Source organism: Bordetella genomosp. 9, assembly GCF_002261425.1.
Taxonomy (GTDB): Bacteria; Pseudomonadota; Gammaproteobacteria; order Burkholderiales; family Burkholderiaceae_B; genus Bordetella_C.
The window spans coordinates 1312495-1328730 of the sequence record NZ_NEVJ01000003.1 but is presented as its reverse complement, the minus strand read 5'-3'; the positions used below and the strand labels follow the sequence as shown (position 1 = coordinate 1328730).

Sequence of the window (16236 nt, the reverse complement as noted above, 5' to 3'; positions counted from 1 at the left end):
TTCGGGGGTGGGTCTACTTCTTTTCGTCTTTCAGCTGCGGCAGCGCGGCGCCCGCCGACGGGGCCAGCAGGCCGGCCTTGACGTAGGTGAACAGCTTGTCGCGCGTATCGACGATATCCAGGTTGCGCATGGTCAGTTGGCCGATACGGTCCTGCGGCGAGAACACGGATTCGCCCTTTTCCATGGTCAGGCGCTCGGGCTTGTAGGTCAGGTTTTCCGATTCGGTGTTGACGATGGAGTAGTCGTTCCCGCGGCGCAGCTCTATCGTGACTTCGCCGGTGACGGCGCGCGCCACCCAGCGCTGCGCCGTTTCGCGCAGCATGATGGCCTGCGGGTCGAACCAGCGGCCCTGGTACAGCAGGCGGCCGAGCTTGCGGCCATTTTCGCGATACTGCTCGATGGTGTCTTCGTTGTGGATGCCGGTGACCAGGCGTTCGTAGGCGATGAACAGCAGGGCCATGCCCGGGGCTTCGTAGATGCCGCGGCTCTTGGCTTCGATGATGCGGTTCTCGATCTGGTCGCTCATGCCCAGGCCATGGCGCCCGCCGATGCGATTGGCTTCCAGCATCAGCGCGACCGGGTCGTTGTACTCCACGCCGTTCAACGCCACCGGGCGGCCTTCGACGAAACGCACGCTGACTTCTTCGCGCTTGACGTCGACGTCGTCGCGCCAGAAGGCGACGCCCATGATGGGCTGCACGATGCGGATGCCTGAATTCAGGTGTTCCAGGTCCTTGGCTTCGTGCGTGGCGCCCAGCATGTTCGAATCAGTGGAATACGCCTTTTCCGCCGACATGCGGTATTCGAAGCCGGACTGGCGCATGTATTCCGACATTTCCGCGCGGCCGCCGAGCTCATCGATGAAGGCCTGGTCCAGCCAGGGCTTGTAGATCTTGAGTTCCGGATTGGTGAGCAGGCCGTAGCGGTAGAAGCGCTCGATGTCGTTGCCCTTGAACGTGCTGCCGTCGCCCCAGATATTGACGTTGTCTTCCTTCATCGCGGCCACCAGCATGGTGCCCGTGACGGCGCGGCCGATCGGGGTCGTATTGAAATACGTGATGCCGGCGGTGGAAATATGGAAGGCGCCGCTTTGCAGCGCGGCGATGCCTTCGGCCACGAGCTGGCTGCGGCAATCCACCAGACGGGCCTTTTCGGCGCCGTACTGCATGGCCCGGCGCGGGATTTCGTCGTAGTCGGGCTCGTCCGGCTGGCCCAGGTTGGCGGTATAGGCAAAGGGCACGGCGCCCTTTTCGCGCATCCAGTGAAGCGCGGCGCTGGTGTCCAGCCCGCCTGAAAACGCGATGCCGACCTTCTGGCCGACGGGGATGTGCTGAAGGATGGTTGCCATGACGTTATCGCCTTGTGTCGCCTGGAGGTAGAAAACCGTGCATTTTACCGCGTTTGCGTGATTCTCCAGGCGAGCCCGCGGCACTCAACCGGCGCGCGTGGCGCTCGCCGCCGGCGCGATGTCCAATCCGTCGGACGGTGCGGCGCCGTCTTCCTCGATGCGGGACAGGTCCAGTCCATTGGTCTCGGGCAGCAGCAGCGCGGACACGATCACCAGGGCATAGCCGACGCCCGCGACCACCGCGATGGAGACGCCCAGCGCCAGGGTGCCGCCGCTCAGCCAGCCGACGCTTAGCGGAAACAGCGAACCGATGACGCGTCCCGCGTTATACGAGACGCCGTAGCCGGTCGCGCGCACGCTGCTGGGATAGGATTCGGACAGGGTGGCGCCGATTCCGGAAAACATGCCCTGCATGAGAATGCCCATGGGAAATCCCAGGAACAGCATGGAGGTGTTCGAAATCGGAATCAGCATGTAGATCAGCGCCATGGCCATGGCACCGACCGCGAACAGGACGTAGGTGGCCCGGCGCCCGAAGCGGTCCGTGGCGTAGGCGCCTGCCACGTAGCCCAGGAAAGAGCCGAGAATCATGACCACCAGATAGGAACTCGTGCCGAACACCGAGAGCCCGCGCTCCATTTTCAGGTAAGTGGGCAGCCATGTCGCGATCGCGTAGTAGCCGCCCAGCATGCCGCCGGACAGCAGGCTGCAAAGCACGGTCTTGATCAGCAGCGGAGACTTCACCACCCGCAGCGGATCCGGCTTGCGCAGCTCTTTTCCGGCGGCAGACCGCGCCGCGATGAAGATTTCCGGTTCAACCAGATTCCGCCGCAGATAGATGACGACCAGGGCCGGCAGGATGCCCAGGAAAAAGCAGGCGCGCCATGCATATTCGGGCGGCATCAGGGCGTACATGGCGGCATAGGCCAAGGCGGCGGCGCCCCAGCCGAATGAGTAGCTGCTGGCGGTAAAGCCGGAGTATTTGCCGCGGTGCGCCGGGTTGCGGATCATCTCGGTCACCAGCACCATGCATAGCGACGATTCGCCGCCGAAGCCCAGTCCCTGGATGATGCGGAAAATCATCAGTTGCTGCGGGTTCTGCGATAGTCCACACAGAAAGCACGCGAAGGCGAATACAACGATGGTCCAACGCAGCACGCGCACGCGTCCATAACGATCGGCAAGCACCCCCGCCAATATTGCGCCGACCAGTGACGAGACCAGGGTGTAAGTAACGATGGCGCCGGCCTCGGCCTTGCTCATGTTCCATTGCGCAAGCAGGGTCGAGATCAGGAACGAGTAGATCATGAAGTCGAAGACATCGACCGCATGCCCCAGGAACGCGCCATAGAAGCCCTTGCGCTCCATGCGTGACAACTCGGTGAACCAGGTGAACATGACCTTTCCCCTTCGTATCGTGGGTGGATTGGATTGTGTATGCGGCGGCGGGGTCAGGCCGCGTGCGTGATCGTGGGCGGCTGGAAGGCATGGCCCTGCCGCTCCAGCCATTGCGCGAAATGCAGCGAAGTCAGGTCATGCGAGCGTGCCGCGACGATCTGCACGCCTACCGGCAAGCCGGCAGGCGTGAGTCCGGCGGGGGCGACGGTAGACGGCAGGCCGCATAGTCCAGAATGTCCCGCCCAGAACAATTGGGTCGTCATGGGCTGGGGTGCCCCGTTGACGTTCAGGCTGCGTTGCCAAGGGTCTCCCTGCTCATTCAGCTCGAAGGCCGCCGTGGCGGCGGCAGGGCATAGCAAGACATCGTGATCGGTGAAGAAATCAGCCCACGCCTGTGCGATACCGCGCCGGATGTCAGCCAGCCTGAGCCAGGTCCGGTGATCCAGCGTCGCCCCGACATACTGCAGCGTCGCGTAGGACAGGTCGGCAGGGTCCGCGCGACCCGCACGTTCGCATGCCGCCTCGTAGGCGGCGTCGGTCATGTAGGCCGAGGTCGCGGCGCGCAACATCAAAATGTAGGTCCGCCAAAGCGCTTCCGCCTCGATGGCCGGCCTGGCGTTCCAGGAGACCCGCATACCCTGGCCTTGCAGTTGCCGTCCCAGGTCTTCGATGACGCGGGAAACCTCCGCATCGACGGGCGCGAAGGAATGCGTGGGCAGCACTGCCACGCGAAACCCGCTGGGCGCACGGTCCGGTGCGGCTGGCAGCGGCGTACGCGCCTGGCCGGCCTGTCCGTCATTCCCGGCCAGTACCCGCAGCACGATTTCCAGGTCCACCGCGGACCGCGCGACAGGACCGGCGACGTTGATGTCGGGGGCGGGATCCGTATTGCGTATGCCGTGGCCCCGCAGCGATACCAGGCCGTGGCTGCTTTTGTGCGAAAAGACCCCGCAATAGTGGGCAGGGTTGCGCAGGGAAGAGCCGATATCGGAACCCACGTCGAACACGCTCATGCCCGTGCAGACCGCCGCGGCGCTGCCGCCGGAAGAGCCTCCCGGCGTGCGGGACGGGTCGCGCGGGTTGCGTGTCGTGCCGTAGAGGGCGTTGTAGCTTTGCCAGTCACGTAAATGGAGCGGGACATTGGATTTGCCTACCAGGATGGCGCCTGCGGCCCGCAGGCGCTGCACGACATCGGCATCGCGTGCCGCCAACTGCCCGGCATGCGCGGGGTCGCCGCAGGTCGTCGGCCAGCCGGCGACGTCGAAGCTTTCCTTGATGGAAAAGGGAATGCCGTGCAGGGCGCCCAGCGGCTCGCCGCGCTTGCGCGCGGCATCGGCGCGACGCGCCTGGGCTTGCGCGGCTGCGTAGTCCTGAAGCACCAGCGCATTGATCCGCGCATGACTGTCGGCAAAGGCCTCGGCGCAGGCATCCACAAGCGATTCGGCGGTGACCTCGCCTTGCCTCAACGCTTGCAGGCTGCGAGACAAGGTCCAGTAGCGCAGTCCATTCGAGGCAGGGTTGGTGGCCGCGTCCAAAGCATGCTCCGAAGAGAAATTTATAGCGTACTTTGTATACTATATTCATGGCCCAGCGCATCGGGATTCACCCGATCTAGGGTTAATCCGGGCCACGCACGGCACCGGGCAGCCTAACTCGGCAGGGCGGGCGCGGACGGCGGCGACGGCGTGCGCGTCCAGGCCGTGAGAAAGCACGCGGGGTGCGCATTGCCGCCGCGGCCGCCTTGCGCGACCATGCGTGTTTTCCTGGAGGAAAGATGAGCGAGACACCGCAAGGCATCACCGGACAACGGGCCGATGTCCTTCTATTGAAGATCCCCGGCGAACCCCTGTCGGCCGCGCGGTTGGCGGCGCTTGCCGAAAAATTGCGCGCGGGCTTGGCGCACGTGGTCATCCAGGGGTATGCGGCGGTCGAGGCCGCGGAAACCTATGTCTATTGCCGGTTGCCCCGGGATGGCGCCGAGGCAGCGCTTTCTGCCATGCGGGAGCGGGTGGCGGGCCTGTATCCGGATGCCAGAACGCAGTGGCTGCGGCGCCTGGCGGACCTGCCGGGGGCTTCCCGCGAACGTCCCGCACCGTGGCATTACGTCGTGGAGACGGATGTGTTGCCCCAGGCGGAGCAGGATCTGAACGACTGGTACGACCAGGAACACTTGCCCGGCCTGGCTGGCGTGCCAGGTACGGTACGGGCGGAACGCTACGCTTGCGCGGAGTCGTCGCCACGCTATCACGCGTGTTATGACCTGGAGAGTGTCGAGACCTTCGGCAGTCCACCTTGGCTGGCCGTGCGCGCCAGCGCCTGGAGCGATCGGGTGCGTCCGTCGTTTCGCAATACGAAGCGCACCATGTTCAAGGCCATCGGCTGAAAGTACACGCTCGCGTTGAACGGATGGCCCGCGATGCGGCCAGCCGCTCGATGCCGGGCCATCACGCCCGGCCCGATACTACGACAGGCGGCCCAGCAGCAGGAATTCCATCAGGGCCTTCTGCACGTGCAGGCGGTTTTCCGCCTCGTCCCACACCACGCTTTGCGGGCCGTCGATGACGTCGCCCGTGACTTCCTCGCCCCGGTGCGCGGGCAGGCAGTGCATGAAGATGGCATCGGCGGCGGCCACGGCCATCATGTCGGCATCCACGCACCAGTCGGCGAAGGCCGCGCGGCGCTGTTCGTTTTCCGCTTCGTAGCCCATGCTGGTCCAGACATCGGTCGTGACCAGGTGGGCGCCGCGGCAGGCTTCCATGGGATCCTTGAACTGCCGCAGCACCGTCGCCGACGGGGTGCCGATGCGCACGGGGTCGAGTTCGTATCCCGAAGGGGTCGACACGTGCAGCGTGAATCCCAGCATTTCGGCCGCCTGCAACCAGGTATAGGACATGTTGTTGGCATCGCCCACCCAGGCCACGATTTTGCCGCGGATGGGGCCGCGGTGTTCGACGTAGGTGAAGATGTCGGCCAGGATCTGGCAGGGGTGGAATTCGTTGGTCAGGCCGTTGATGACCGGTACGCGGGAATGCGAGGCGAACCGCTCGATGCGGGTCTGCTCGAAGGTGCGGATCATGACGATGTCGACCATGCGCGAAATGACGCGTGCGGTGTCCTCGATCGGTTCCGCGCGTCCGAGCTGGGAGTCGTTGGACGTCAGGTTGATGACGGATCCGCCCAGTTGGTACATGCCGGCCTCGAAGGACACACGCGTGCGCGTGCTGGCCTTTTCGAACACCATGGCGAGCGTGCGATCGTGCAGCGTCATGTGCGGTTCGTAGCGCTTGAACCTGTCCTTGATCAGGCGCGCGCGGTCCAGCACATAGTCGATTTCAGCGGCGGAAAAATCACGGAACTGCAGGAAGTGGCGCAGGGGGCCGTTCTGGGTGCTTGCTGTTGTCATGGTCGGTCTGCACATCGTTGGTCCCGCCCACTGGCGGCGGGGCGCCTCATTATGCCCGTTCTTTTTTAAAAAACGACGGTCACGGCGGAGATGCGTGGAAAAGCGCGGGAAAACCGCAAGAATGCCAGCTGTTCGACCGCGAGGCGATAGGCCGAATACAATGCTGCCAAGCAGCAATCATATACAATCGGCATCGCGACCCGGGCGTCGCGGCCGGTCACCTGACGGCGCGCAGCGCCCGTCGCCGATAGCAGAACCAACGGTATTCCGCGTGCGACAAATCGTTATCCTCGGTGTTACGGAAGAAGGCCAGCGTTTTCGCCCCAGTGATTGGGCCGAGCGGCTGGCCGGCGTCATGGCGCAATTCCGGCCTCCGGGCAGTGCGCCCGCCAGCCCGCTCTATTATTCGCCCTACGTGTTGCCCGTCATCATCGATGGCCACAGCAGTGTCGTCGTGGACGAACGCCTGCGCGATCTCGAACCCCTGGCCTGGAAGTTCGTCATGGACTTCGCCAAGGACAACCGGCTGAAAACCGAGGAACGCGAAATCGGCCATCCGTCGTGATGGCGATTCCGCCGTTCCGATTGCTTATTCCGTGACGGGCGTGATCACCTTGCCGGTCTGAAGAAAGGCCTGCAGATTTTCGATCATCAGGTTTTCCATCTCCCGACGCGTTTCGTAGGTCGCGCTGCCGATGTGGGGTAGCAGCACCACGTTGTCGTTCGCCTTCAGCGCATCCGGCACCTTGGGCTCATGCTCGAACACGTCGAGCGCCGCGCTGCCGAGCTTGCCGGATTGCAGCGCTTCGACCAGCGCCGTTTCATCGATGACCGGGCCCCGCGCGATATTGATGACGGTGCCTTGCGGACCCAGCGCTTCCAGGACTTCCCGCGAAATCAGGTGGCGCGTGCCGGGGCCGCCCACCGTGGCCACGACCAGGAAATCGGCCCAGCGCGCCAGGTCCACCAGCGACGCTTCGTATGCGTAGGAAACGTCGTCGCGCTTGTTGCGGCTGTGATAGCGCACGTCCATGTCGAAGCCGGCGCCGCGCCTGGCGATCGCCTGGCCGATGCGGCCCAGGCCGACGATGCCCAATTTTTTGCCGCTGACGCGGCTGCCCAGCGGAATGCTGCCATGTACCTGGCCCCATCGCCCGGTGCGCACGAAGCGATCGCCGTAGGCGATGCGGCGGGCCGAGGCGATCATCAGGCCCCAGGCCAGATCGGCGACGCAGTCGGTCAATACGTCAGGCGTGTTGCTGACCTGCACGCCGCGCCGCTGCGCGGCCTGGACGTCTATCGTTTCGTAGCCCACGCCCCAGCTGCATATCGCCTTCAGGTCGGGCAGGGCGTCGATCATCTCCGCCGTGCAGCCGAAATTGGCGGAGGTGACCAGCACATCCACACCCTTGCCGTGTTCGGCCAGGGCGGCTTTCCGGTCCGGATACTTCCACAGCTCGACGACGTCGTAATCCTGCGCGAGCCGTGCGTTCGCGGTGGGAGAGCCGGCATAGGAGCCGACCTGGATGATGCGATGCTTGGTGGTCATTGAGTACGTCCGATGGGGACGCCCGGTCCGCTAGTCGCCGGGCGCCTGGAAGCGGGAGCGGCTAATTTACTCCAACTTGATATTGCTCTTGGCGATCACGTCCTGCCAGCGCTTGACCTCGGCCTGCTGGAATTTCGTGAAGGCTTCGGGGCTGTCGGCGACGACTTCGAAGCCTAGGCCATGCAGCGTCTTTTCCACCGCGGGATCCCGCAGCGTTTTGCGCAGGCCGTCCGACAACTGGGTCACGATGGCGGCCGGCGTCGCGGCGGGCACGGCGAAGCCCTGCCAGGAATAGACGATCATGTCCTTCACGCCTGCCTGCGCCATGGTCGGCACGTCGGGCAGCTCCGGGATGCGCTGGTCGCCTGTCGTGGCCAGGGCCTTGAGCTTGCCGGCCTTGATGTGATTGAGCACGGCGCCCAGGTTCTGGAACGAGACATTCACCTGATTGCCCATCAGGTCGCTGATGGCCGCGCCGCCGCCGCGGTAAGGGACATCGACGCCCGACGTATCGGTTTTCTGGCGGAACAGCACCGCCGACAGGTGGTCCGACGAGCCGGTGCCGGACGAGGCGTAGGACACCGCGCCCGGATTTTTCCTGGCATAGGCGATCAGGTCGGCGACACTCGCGGCCGGAAAATTGGGCGACGCCACCAGCACGTTGGGATTGCGCACCGCCATCGTCAGGAATTTGAAGTCCTTGCTCGGGTTGTACGACAAGTCCTTGTACAGCGCCTGGTTGATGGCGAAGGTGCCGATGGAACCCACCATCATCGTGTAGCCGTCCGGCGTCGCGCGCGCCAGCGCCTGGGCGCCGATCGAGCCATTGGCGCCCGGCTTGTTTTCGACCAGGAAAGTCTGGCCGAACAGCTTGTTCATGCCCGGCAGGACGGCGCGCGCCGTGATGTCCGAGGATCCTCCAGGGACGAAGGGAACGATGACGGTGACCGGCTTGTCGGGATACTTGGCGGCGGCGGGGAAGGCGGCGGCGAGCGCAAGGGCGGCGGTCGCCGCGAGGGCGCGCATAGGCGTGGTCATGAGTTGTCTCCGGTTTATGGTGAAGTCGTCGATATCGGCGGCGAGCCGCGGCTTCACTTTTGTCAGTTGTCCGACTACATGCTTGTAAAACAACTATATGTATTGGACCGCTATATGTCAACCAAGTATACTGCCCGCACAGCGGACGCCTGTGCCGCATTGCGTTGCCGTACCCGCGTATCTCTCGACGCCAGAGGAGTAGCCCCATGAAGACCACGCCAGTGACGGTGGACGACCTGCGTCGTTCGGTGATCGCGGTTCCACCCCTTGCCCGCAATGCCGATCTCAGCCTGAATGCGCATGCGAACACGGCCCTGCTGCGGCATCTGGAAGACGGCGGCGTACGCAGCATCATGTACGGCGGGAATGCGAACTTCTACAACGTCGCGGTCAGCGAGTACGCGCGCATCCTGGATTTCCTGGCGGAACAGGCCGGTCCCGACACCTGGATCCTGCCTTCGGCGGGCCCCGATTACGGCAAGTTGATGGACCAGGCCGCCATTCTGAAGACGCGGAGCTTTCCGACGGCCATGCTGCTGCCCATGTCCTTTCCCTACACGGACGCGGGCCTGGCCGATGGGGTGCGCCGCTTCAGCGACACCATTTCCCGTCCGGTCGTGGTGTATATCAAGGCGTCCGACTACATCGCGCCGTCGACGCTGGGACGCCTGGTCGAAGAAGGCCGCATCGTCGCCGTCAAGTACGCGGTGGTGCGGCAGGACCCGCTGCAGGATCCCTACCTGTCCGCCCTGTTGAAAGCGGTGGATCCACGCCTCGTGGTCAGCGGTATCGGCGAGCGGCCTGCCATCGTTCACTGCCGCGACTTCGGACTGCAAAGCTTCACGTCGGGTTCGGTGTGCATCGCCCCGCGCGGCTCCATGCAATTGCTGCACCTGCTGCGGCAGGGCCGCTTGCCGGAAGCCGAACGCGTGCGGGCCGCTTATATGCCGCTGGAGGATTGCCGCGATGCCATCAGCCCCATCCGCGTCCTGCACGATGCGGTCACGCTCGCGGGCATCGCCGATATGGGCCCCATGCTGCCCTTGTTGACCGGCTTGACTCCGGCTGAGCGCGAGCGTGTGGCGCCTGTCGCGCGCGCCTTGCTGGCGCGCGATCGCGATGCGCTCGCGGCCTGACCGATCGGCCGGGGGATTCCACGGCCGCCGGTACGGGCGATCGCGTACGATGGATCCTTGATCAAAAGGAGAGCGACGTGTCCATCAAACAACGTCCGCACGATGCGGACGGCGCTCGTCCGGTCGATGTCGTCGTGGGTATCGATAGCGCGCGTATGCTGGATCGCGGCCAACGCGTCCGACTGGGCGACCAGTTGTACGGGCAGATATTCGATCGCATCGCTTCGGGCGATCTCAACGTAGGCGACAAGCTGCCGTCCGAGCACGAAATCTGCGAACAATTCGGCGTGTCGCGCCCGGTCGTGCGCGAAGCCTTGCTCAGGCTGCGGGCCGACGGGCTGGTCAGCGCGTACCAAGGCCTGGGCACCTTCGTCATCCATCAGCCGGCGCCGCGCCTGAAGACCTTTGGCGACGTACAGAACGTCGGTGCCTACCTGCGCGCGCAGGAAGTACGGGTCGCGCTGGAAGGCGACGCCGCGCGCCTGGCGGCGCTGCGCCGCACCGACGAACAGTTGAACAAGATCGTCGAGGCGCACAAGGCGTTCGCCGAAGGCCTGGCGCAAGGCCAGGTGTCCGCGCAGCTGGACCTGGCTTTCCACGCCAGCATCGCCGAAGCCAGCGGCAACGATTTCTTCCCTGGCGTGCTGGAAACGATCCACGAATCCATACAGGGCTTCATGCGCCTGTCGCTGAACCTGACGCGCACCGGTTCACGGCAGCGCGCGGAGCGCGTGATGGACGAACACGCGAGCATTCTCGCGGCCATACGCGAGCAGGACGGCGAGCGCGCGCGCACCGCCATGCAGTTCCACCTGGGACAGGCGCGCCACCGCCTGGTGGATCGCGAACGCGACTGAAGGCCCGCGCGCGCAACGGAGTCGGCGGCGGCGCTCGCGAACGCTGCCTACATAAGAAAGGAGACAGGGAGTGGTAAGCGAACAAACAGCGGGCTTTCGCGCATCGGCGCGATCGGTGCGCGAGCAGATCGTGCTGGTGCTGACGGCCTGGGGCATGCAGCGGGACCTGGCGGATACCGCCGCGGCGCTGATGGCCGAAACCGATCTTCTGGGGATCGATTCGCACGGCATTTCCATGCTGCCCAGTTATGAGGACAAAGTCCGAGCGGGCACGCTGGCGATCGACGCGCGGCCGCGCGTCGTGCGCGACGGCGTGGCGTCCGCCTTGCTGGACGGCATGGGCGGACTGGGCTATCCGGTGGCCGCGCAGGCCATGCATCTGGCGGTGGACAAGGCGCTGAGTCATGGCGTGGGCGCGGTGGCCGTGCGCAACTCCCATCACTTCGGCGCGGCCGGCGTCTACGCACGCATTGCCGTGCGGCGTGGTGTCGTGGGGCTGGTGACGAGCAGCGCCAACGGCATCATCATGGTGCCGACCGGCGGCGCCATGCCCATGCTGGGCACCAATCCCATCGCCTTCGCCGCGCCGGCGGCGCAGAACGAGCCCTTCGTGCTCGATATGGCGACGACCACGGTGGCCGCCAACAAGGTCAAGGTGTACGACTTCCATGGCAAGGCGCTGCCGCCAGGCTGGGCGATCGACGGGCGCGGCGAACCGGTCACGGATGCGGCGCAGGCCATGGCTTACATCTTTACGCACCCGGACGGCGGGCTCACCCCGCTGGGCGGCACGCCGGCCATGAGCAGCCACAAAGGATACGGCCTGGCGATGATGGCGCAGATCCTGGGTTCGACACTGAGCGGCAGCGGCTTCGCCGCGCTGCATGCCAGGCGCCGCGGCCCGCGCGATCCGGACAACATCGGGCATTTTTTCCTGGCCTTGAATCCCGATGCGTTCCGCGACGCGGGATCCTTCGAGGCGGACCTGGATGACATGATCGACGCCATGCACGACACGCCGCCGGCACGGCCCGACGTCCCGGTGCTGGTGGCCGGCGAACCGGAAGCGCAGGCACGTATCCATCGCGAAGCCCACGGCATACCGATCCCGGCGGCCCTGGATACGCGGTTGCGTGACATCTGCCAGCGTTGCAACGCCCGCTACGTGCTGGAGCCTTTGGCACAAGGGTGATCGAGGACGTGACTCCCTCCGCCGGCGGGGCGCGCCGGTATCCATGGCGCAGGGCTCCCGCGCCGGCACTATCCAGGAAGGACCAGGATGACTTCACCCATACCCAATCGTTTTCGCCAACGCATACTTGCCCGCGAGACCGTCATCGGTTTCTGGATGAGCATGGCCAGCCACATCACCGCCGAATTGGCGGGGCTGGCCGGCTACGATTGGCTGCTGCTGGACGGCGAGCATTCGCCCAATGACGTGCCGATGTTCCTGCAGCAGCTGCAGGCCCTGCAGGGCAGCGAATCGGCGGCGGTAGGGCGGCCGACGATCAACGATCCCGTGGAAATCAAGCGGCTGCTGGACATCGGCTTCTACAACCTGCTGATTCCCTTCATCGAATCCGCGGACGAGGCGCGCCGGGCGGTGGCCGCCACGCGCTACCCGCCCGCCGGCATGCGCGGCGTGGCCGGCCTGCAACGCAGCAACCGCTTCGGCACGGTGCCGGACTACCTGCAGTCGATCAACGAGAATATCTGCGTGCTGCTGCAGATAGAAAGCCGCCCGGGCATCGATGCGGTCGACGACATCGCCGCCGTCGAAGGCGTGGACGGCATCTTCATCGGCCCGTCGGATCTGGCGGCGGCGTTGGGGCATATCGGCAATCCATCGCACCCCGAGGTCCAGGCCGCCATTCGCCATCTGTATGAACGCGCCAGCGCGCACGGCAAGGCCGTCGGCATACTCGCCCCCGTTCCCGCGGATGCGAGACGGTACCTGGACATGGGCATGCACTTCGTGGCCGTCGGTACCGACCTGGGCGTGTTCAAGCAGGCGACCTTCGCCCTGCGGGACGCGTTTCGATAGGCCGGCACGGTGGGAACAAAAAAAGGACGCCCAGCTGGCGTCCTTTTCTTTTTGCCGATGGAAACCGGCGGCGCTGCGGATCTTGCGCGTAAGCCGGCACCACCCCAGCGAAGGGGGCGGCTATCCGATCAGAACAGGCGTATCAGGCCAGCGCCTTGACGGCGGCAGCCAGACGGCTCTTGTGGCGAGCAGCCTTGTTCTTGTGGATGATGTTCTTGTCGGCGACGCGGTCAATCACGCTGGTCGCCTTTTGCAGCACAGCGGCAGCAGCCGTCTTGTCGCCGGCTTCCACGGCCTGGCGAACGCGCTTGATCGCGGTGCGCAGCATGGAACGCAGGCTGGAATTGTGCTTGTTGCGCTCCACCGATTGGCGGGCGCGCTTGCGGGCTTGGGCAGTATTGGCCATGTAGAGTCAGTTAGAAATTCGGCAAAGCTCAACATTTTAGCAAGGTCGCGCCGAAAAGCAAGCCTGACGCGAGATTAGGCGCGTAACCGCGTGGTGCTGACTCACGCCTGCACGACGTCTATGGTGACTAGCCAGGGCGTGTAGCGCCGGACATTGATCGGCACGTTCTGTTCCAGGGTGTCCAGGGTGGCGTCCGTGTCATCCAGCGGGAACTGGCCTGTGACGGGCAGGCCGCCGGCCGCCATCGAGACCCGCAGGATGCCCCCGCGGTAGGGGCGCAGCGCGGCGATGACGTCCGCCAGCGGGCGATTGCGGACGGCGATCCAGCCTGTTTCCCAGGCCGCGTCCGCCAGCAGTTCGGCCCGGGGCGAGTCGACGCGCGCGTCGTCGAAGCGCGCGCCCATGCCGGCGCCGATGACGCCGCGCGCTTTTTCCAGCGTCTGGATTTCGACTTCGTGTTCATGCACGACCACCAGTGAACGCCTGGCCTGCTGGCGCACCATGAACCGCGTGCCCAGCGCCCGCACCGTGCCCTGGTCCGTGGTGACGACGAAGGGCCGGTTGGGATCATGGGCGACCGATACGGTGATCGCACCTTCGAGCAGGCGCACATTGCGTTGGGCGCCCGCGAAATCCAGTTGCACGCGGGACCGCGCGTCCAGCAGCATCTGGCTGCCGTCGGAAAGCATATAGAGCCGTCGTTCGCCCGTGGCCGTGGCGGCGTCGGCGGTCAGGTTGTGCAGCGGATAAATTTCGTTCAGTACCGCGGTGCCCACCAGCACGGCGGTCACCGCGGCGGCGCCGCTTGCGACGAAACGCCGGCGCGCCGGGTTGATGACGGGCGCCGGAGGCAGCGGGGTGCGTGGCGTCGAACGATACGCCGCCATCGCGGGCGTCAGGGGCGGCCGGCTGTTCGAGGTGGAAAACCCGATGGGATAGAAGTCGCTGAGGCGCCCGAAGGAAGAGCCCAGCGCGGACGTCAGTTGCTGCCACGCGCTTTCATGCATGGGATTCTGCGCGCGCCATGCCAGGAAATCCGCGTAGTCGGACTGCGACGCGCGGCCCGAACGCAGCAGCAGCAGCCAGTTTACGACCTGGTCTGCGACGGGCGTCGATTTGTCCGGGGTGGCGTCCTGATCCAAAGTGGCTTCCAAAGAACCGGCGTCCGGTAGCCGGCAAGGGTGTCGAATTGTAAATATTAAAGCGTTTTATCAAGAAGAGGGGCAATTCGCCAGTGAAGTAAGCAAAAAATCCGGCGAGCGCGCGACGTCCGGCCTGCTTTCGGGCCCTTATGACCCCTATAAGACCCCTATAAGACCCTTATTAAAGCCCTTAAGGACTAGGCCCGCGGACTAGACCCGCGTGTTCAGCCCGCGCGTTGAGCCTTGCTCTGCCGCCACGCGGGATTTTCCCCTCGATGTCTTGCGGATACAACACCGATGCTCAGGCCGCCTCGGCGGAGGCCGCGGCCGAGCGCCGGCTGAAGTCGCGCGGGCGGAAACCGCACAGGAACAGCACGCCAAAGTAGGCGGCACCGCTGGCGGCCAGTACGGTGGCGAGCAGGCCCACGCGGGTCCAGCTGCGCGCCTGCAGGGCAATCCAGTCGAGGCGGGCGTCCGCGTAGAGCAGGACGGCGCCCAGGGCGGCCAGCGCGGGCAGCAGGCGCAGCAGGAACGGGAGCCAGCCGGGGCTGGGGCGGTAGACGGCGCGCCTGTGCAGGACGGTCAGCAGCAGCAGGGCGTTCAGGCACGCGCCCAGGCCGATGGCCAGGGCCAGGCCCGCGTGCGCCAGGCGAGGCACCAGCACCAGGTTGAGCGCCTGCGTGGCGATCAATGCGACGATGGCAATCTTGACCGGGGTACGGATGTCCTGGCGGGCGTAGAAACCCGGCGCCAGGATTTTCACCGCGAGCAGGCCGATCAAGCCGACGGAGTAGGCCATGACCGCCATGCGCGTTTGCAGGACGTCGTGCGCGCCGAATGCGCCGTAGTGGAACAGCGTCGCCACCACGCCATCGGAAAGCAGCGCCAGGCCGAGCGCGCCAGGCAAGCCCAGGAGCAGCGTCAAGCGCAGGCCCCAATCCAGCAGCGCGCTGTAGGCGGCGGCGTCGTTGCGCGCATTGGCGGCGGAAAGGCTGGGCAGCAGCACGGTGCCCAGCGCAACGCCCAGCAGTGCGGTGGGGAACTCCATCAGCCGATCCGCGTAGGAGAGCCAGGTCACGCTGCCCGGCGGCAGCCAGGTGGCGATGTTGGTGTTTATCAGAAGCGAAATCTGCGCCACGGACACGCCGACGATGGCCGGCAGCATCTGCTTCAGGATCCGCCGCACGGTGGGATCCGACCAGGCTTCTCGCACGTGCGGGCTGTAGCGCGGCACCAGGCCCAGGCGCGCCAGCGCCACCCACTGGATGGCCAGTTGCAGCACGCCGCCCGCCATCACGCCGATGGCCAGCGCATAGACCGGCGGGTGGTAGCGCGGCGCCAGCCACAGGCAGGCCGCGATCATGGACAGGTTCAGCAGCACCGGCGTGAAAGCCGGGACCGCGAAGCGACGCCAGGTGTTCAATACCCCGGACGCGAACGCCACCAGGGACATGCAAAGAATGTACGGGAACATCATCCGCGTCATCCAGACCGCCGCGTCGAAGGCCTGCGTGCCCGCTTCGCCGCGCAGGCCGCTGGCCATCGCCGTGACCACCCACGGCGCCAGCGCGATGCCGACCAGCGTCAGCACCATCAGCGCGCAGGTCAGCAGCAGGGCGACCCGGTCCAGCAAGGTACGCACGTGCGCGTCGCCATGCTGGGTACGGACCGTTCCCAGGATGGGCACGAACGCCTGCGCGAACGCGCCTTCGGCGAACAGCCGCCGCAGCAGATTGGGAATGCGAAAGGCGACCCAGAATGCGTCGGTCAGCGGCCCGGCGCCAAAGGCGCGGGCGATGAGCATGTCGCGAATCAGGCCGGCGATACGGGACAGCAAGGTGAAGCTGCTGACCGTGGCGGCCGATCGCAACAGGCTCATGGTGCGGACGGTGAAGACGGACGGGCGTTACGGGTG

General features: G+C 65.5%; 15 protein-coding genes. 6 read left to right on the top strand and 9 right to left on the bottom strand.

Features of this window, described 5'->3' with window-relative positions:
• Positions 1 to 13: 13 nt before the first annotated feature.
• The 3 genes from argG to CAL26_RS17095 all read right to left on the bottom strand — a co-directional run bounded on the left by argG (position 14) and on the right by CAL26_RS17095 (position 4248).
• Entirely contained in the window at positions 14 to 1348 is a 1335-nt protein-coding gene (argG, locus tag CAL26_RS17105; RefSeq protein WP_094848030.1) for an argininosuccinate synthase, read from the bottom strand.
• 84 nt (positions 1349 to 1432) lie between these two features.
• A complete protein-coding gene (locus CAL26_RS17100; RefSeq protein ID WP_094848029.1) occupies positions 1433 to 2746 on the bottom strand; it encodes an MFS transporter in 1314 nt (437 codons plus the stop codon).
• A gap of 53 nt (positions 2747 to 2799) precedes the next feature.
• On the bottom strand, positions 2800 to 4248 hold the full coding sequence (locus CAL26_RS17095; RefSeq protein ID WP_256988645.1) for an amidase: 1449 nt from the start codon (positions 4246 to 4248) through the stop codon (positions 2800 to 2802).
• Between the two features lie 272 nt (positions 4249 to 4520).
• Here CAL26_RS17095 and CAL26_RS17090 point away from each other — a divergent pair, with 272 nt between their 5' ends.
• Positions 4521 to 5129, top strand: coding sequence for a DUF4286 family protein (locus tag CAL26_RS17090; protein ID WP_094848027.1), 609 nt, complete (start codon positions 4521 to 4523; stop codon positions 5127 to 5129).
• A gap of 78 nt (positions 5130 to 5207) precedes the next feature.
• On the opposite strand, the gene argF is transcribed toward CAL26_RS17090, so the two are convergent.
• Positions 5208 to 6149 (bottom strand): ornithine carbamoyltransferase, encoded by a 942-nt coding sequence (gene argF / locus CAL26_RS17085; RefSeq protein WP_094848026.1) that lies wholly within the window; start codon positions 6147 to 6149, stop codon positions 5208 to 5210.
• Between the two features lie 247 nt (positions 6150 to 6396).
• Here argF and CAL26_RS17080 point away from each other — a divergent pair, with 247 nt between their 5' ends.
• On the top strand, positions 6397 to 6714 hold the full coding sequence (locus tag CAL26_RS17080; RefSeq protein ID WP_256988644.1) for a DUF3579 domain-containing protein: 318 nt from the start codon (positions 6397 to 6399) through the stop codon (positions 6712 to 6714).
• Positions 6715 to 6738: 24 nt separating this feature from the next.
• Here CAL26_RS17080 and CAL26_RS17075 read toward each other — a convergent pair whose 3' ends face one another.
• Together CAL26_RS17075 and CAL26_RS17070 are read right to left on the bottom strand one after the other, a co-directional pair.
• A complete protein-coding gene (locus tag CAL26_RS17075; RefSeq protein ID WP_094848024.1) occupies positions 6739 to 7698 on the bottom strand; it encodes a 2-hydroxyacid dehydrogenase in 960 nt (319 codons plus the stop codon).
• A gap of 66 nt (positions 7699 to 7764) precedes the next feature.
• Entirely contained in the window at positions 7765 to 8736 is a 972-nt protein-coding gene (locus CAL26_RS17070) for a Bug family tripartite tricarboxylate transporter substrate binding protein (RefSeq protein ID WP_094848023.1), read from the bottom strand.
• 206 nt (positions 8737 to 8942) lie between these two features.
• Between CAL26_RS17070 and CAL26_RS17065 the strand changes: the two genes are divergently transcribed.
• From CAL26_RS17065 to garL, 4 genes are all read left to right on the top strand, one after another.
• Positions 8943 to 9872: a dihydrodipicolinate synthase family protein gene (locus CAL26_RS17065; protein WP_094848022.1), complete on the top strand. Its 930-nt coding sequence runs from the start codon at positions 8943 to 8945 to the stop codon at positions 9870 to 9872.
• A gap of 155 nt (positions 9873 to 10027) precedes the next feature.
• Positions 10028 to 10729 (top strand): FadR/GntR family transcriptional regulator, encoded by a 702-nt coding sequence (locus tag CAL26_RS17060; protein ID WP_094849933.1) that lies wholly within the window; start codon positions 10028 to 10030, stop codon positions 10727 to 10729.
• A 70-nt stretch (positions 10730 to 10799) separates the two neighbouring features.
• Positions 10800 to 11921 carry an Ldh family oxidoreductase gene (locus CAL26_RS17055; RefSeq protein WP_256988506.1) on the top strand — a complete coding sequence of 374 codons (1122 nt, stop codon included), beginning with the start codon at positions 10800 to 10802 and terminating at the stop codon, positions 11919 to 11921.
• 87 nt (positions 11922 to 12008) lie between these two features.
• Positions 12009 to 12773 (top strand): 2-dehydro-3-deoxyglucarate aldolase, encoded by a 765-nt coding sequence (gene garL / locus CAL26_RS17050; protein WP_094848021.1) that lies wholly within the window; start codon positions 12009 to 12011, stop codon positions 12771 to 12773.
• Positions 12774 to 12915: 142 nt separating this feature from the next.
• Here the strand turns inward: garL and rpsT are convergent, their stop codons facing one another.
• From rpsT to murJ, 3 genes are all read right to left on the bottom strand, one after another.
• Positions 12916 to 13179: a 30S ribosomal protein S20 gene (gene rpsT, locus CAL26_RS17045; RefSeq protein ID WP_086065801.1), complete on the bottom strand. Its 264-nt coding sequence runs from the start codon at positions 13177 to 13179 to the stop codon at positions 12916 to 12918.
• A 101-nt stretch (positions 13180 to 13280) separates the two neighbouring features.
• Positions 13281 to 14321 carry a FecR family protein gene (locus CAL26_RS17040; RefSeq protein WP_094848020.1) on the bottom strand — a complete coding sequence of 347 codons (1041 nt, stop codon included), beginning with the start codon at positions 14319 to 14321 and terminating at the stop codon, positions 13281 to 13283.
• A gap of 301 nt (positions 14322 to 14622) precedes the next feature.
• Positions 14623 to 16200 (bottom strand): murein biosynthesis integral membrane protein MurJ, encoded by a 1578-nt coding sequence (murJ, locus tag CAL26_RS17035; RefSeq protein WP_094848019.1) that lies wholly within the window; start codon positions 16198 to 16200, stop codon positions 14623 to 14625.
• Between the last annotated feature and the right edge of the window lie 36 nt (positions 16201 to 16236).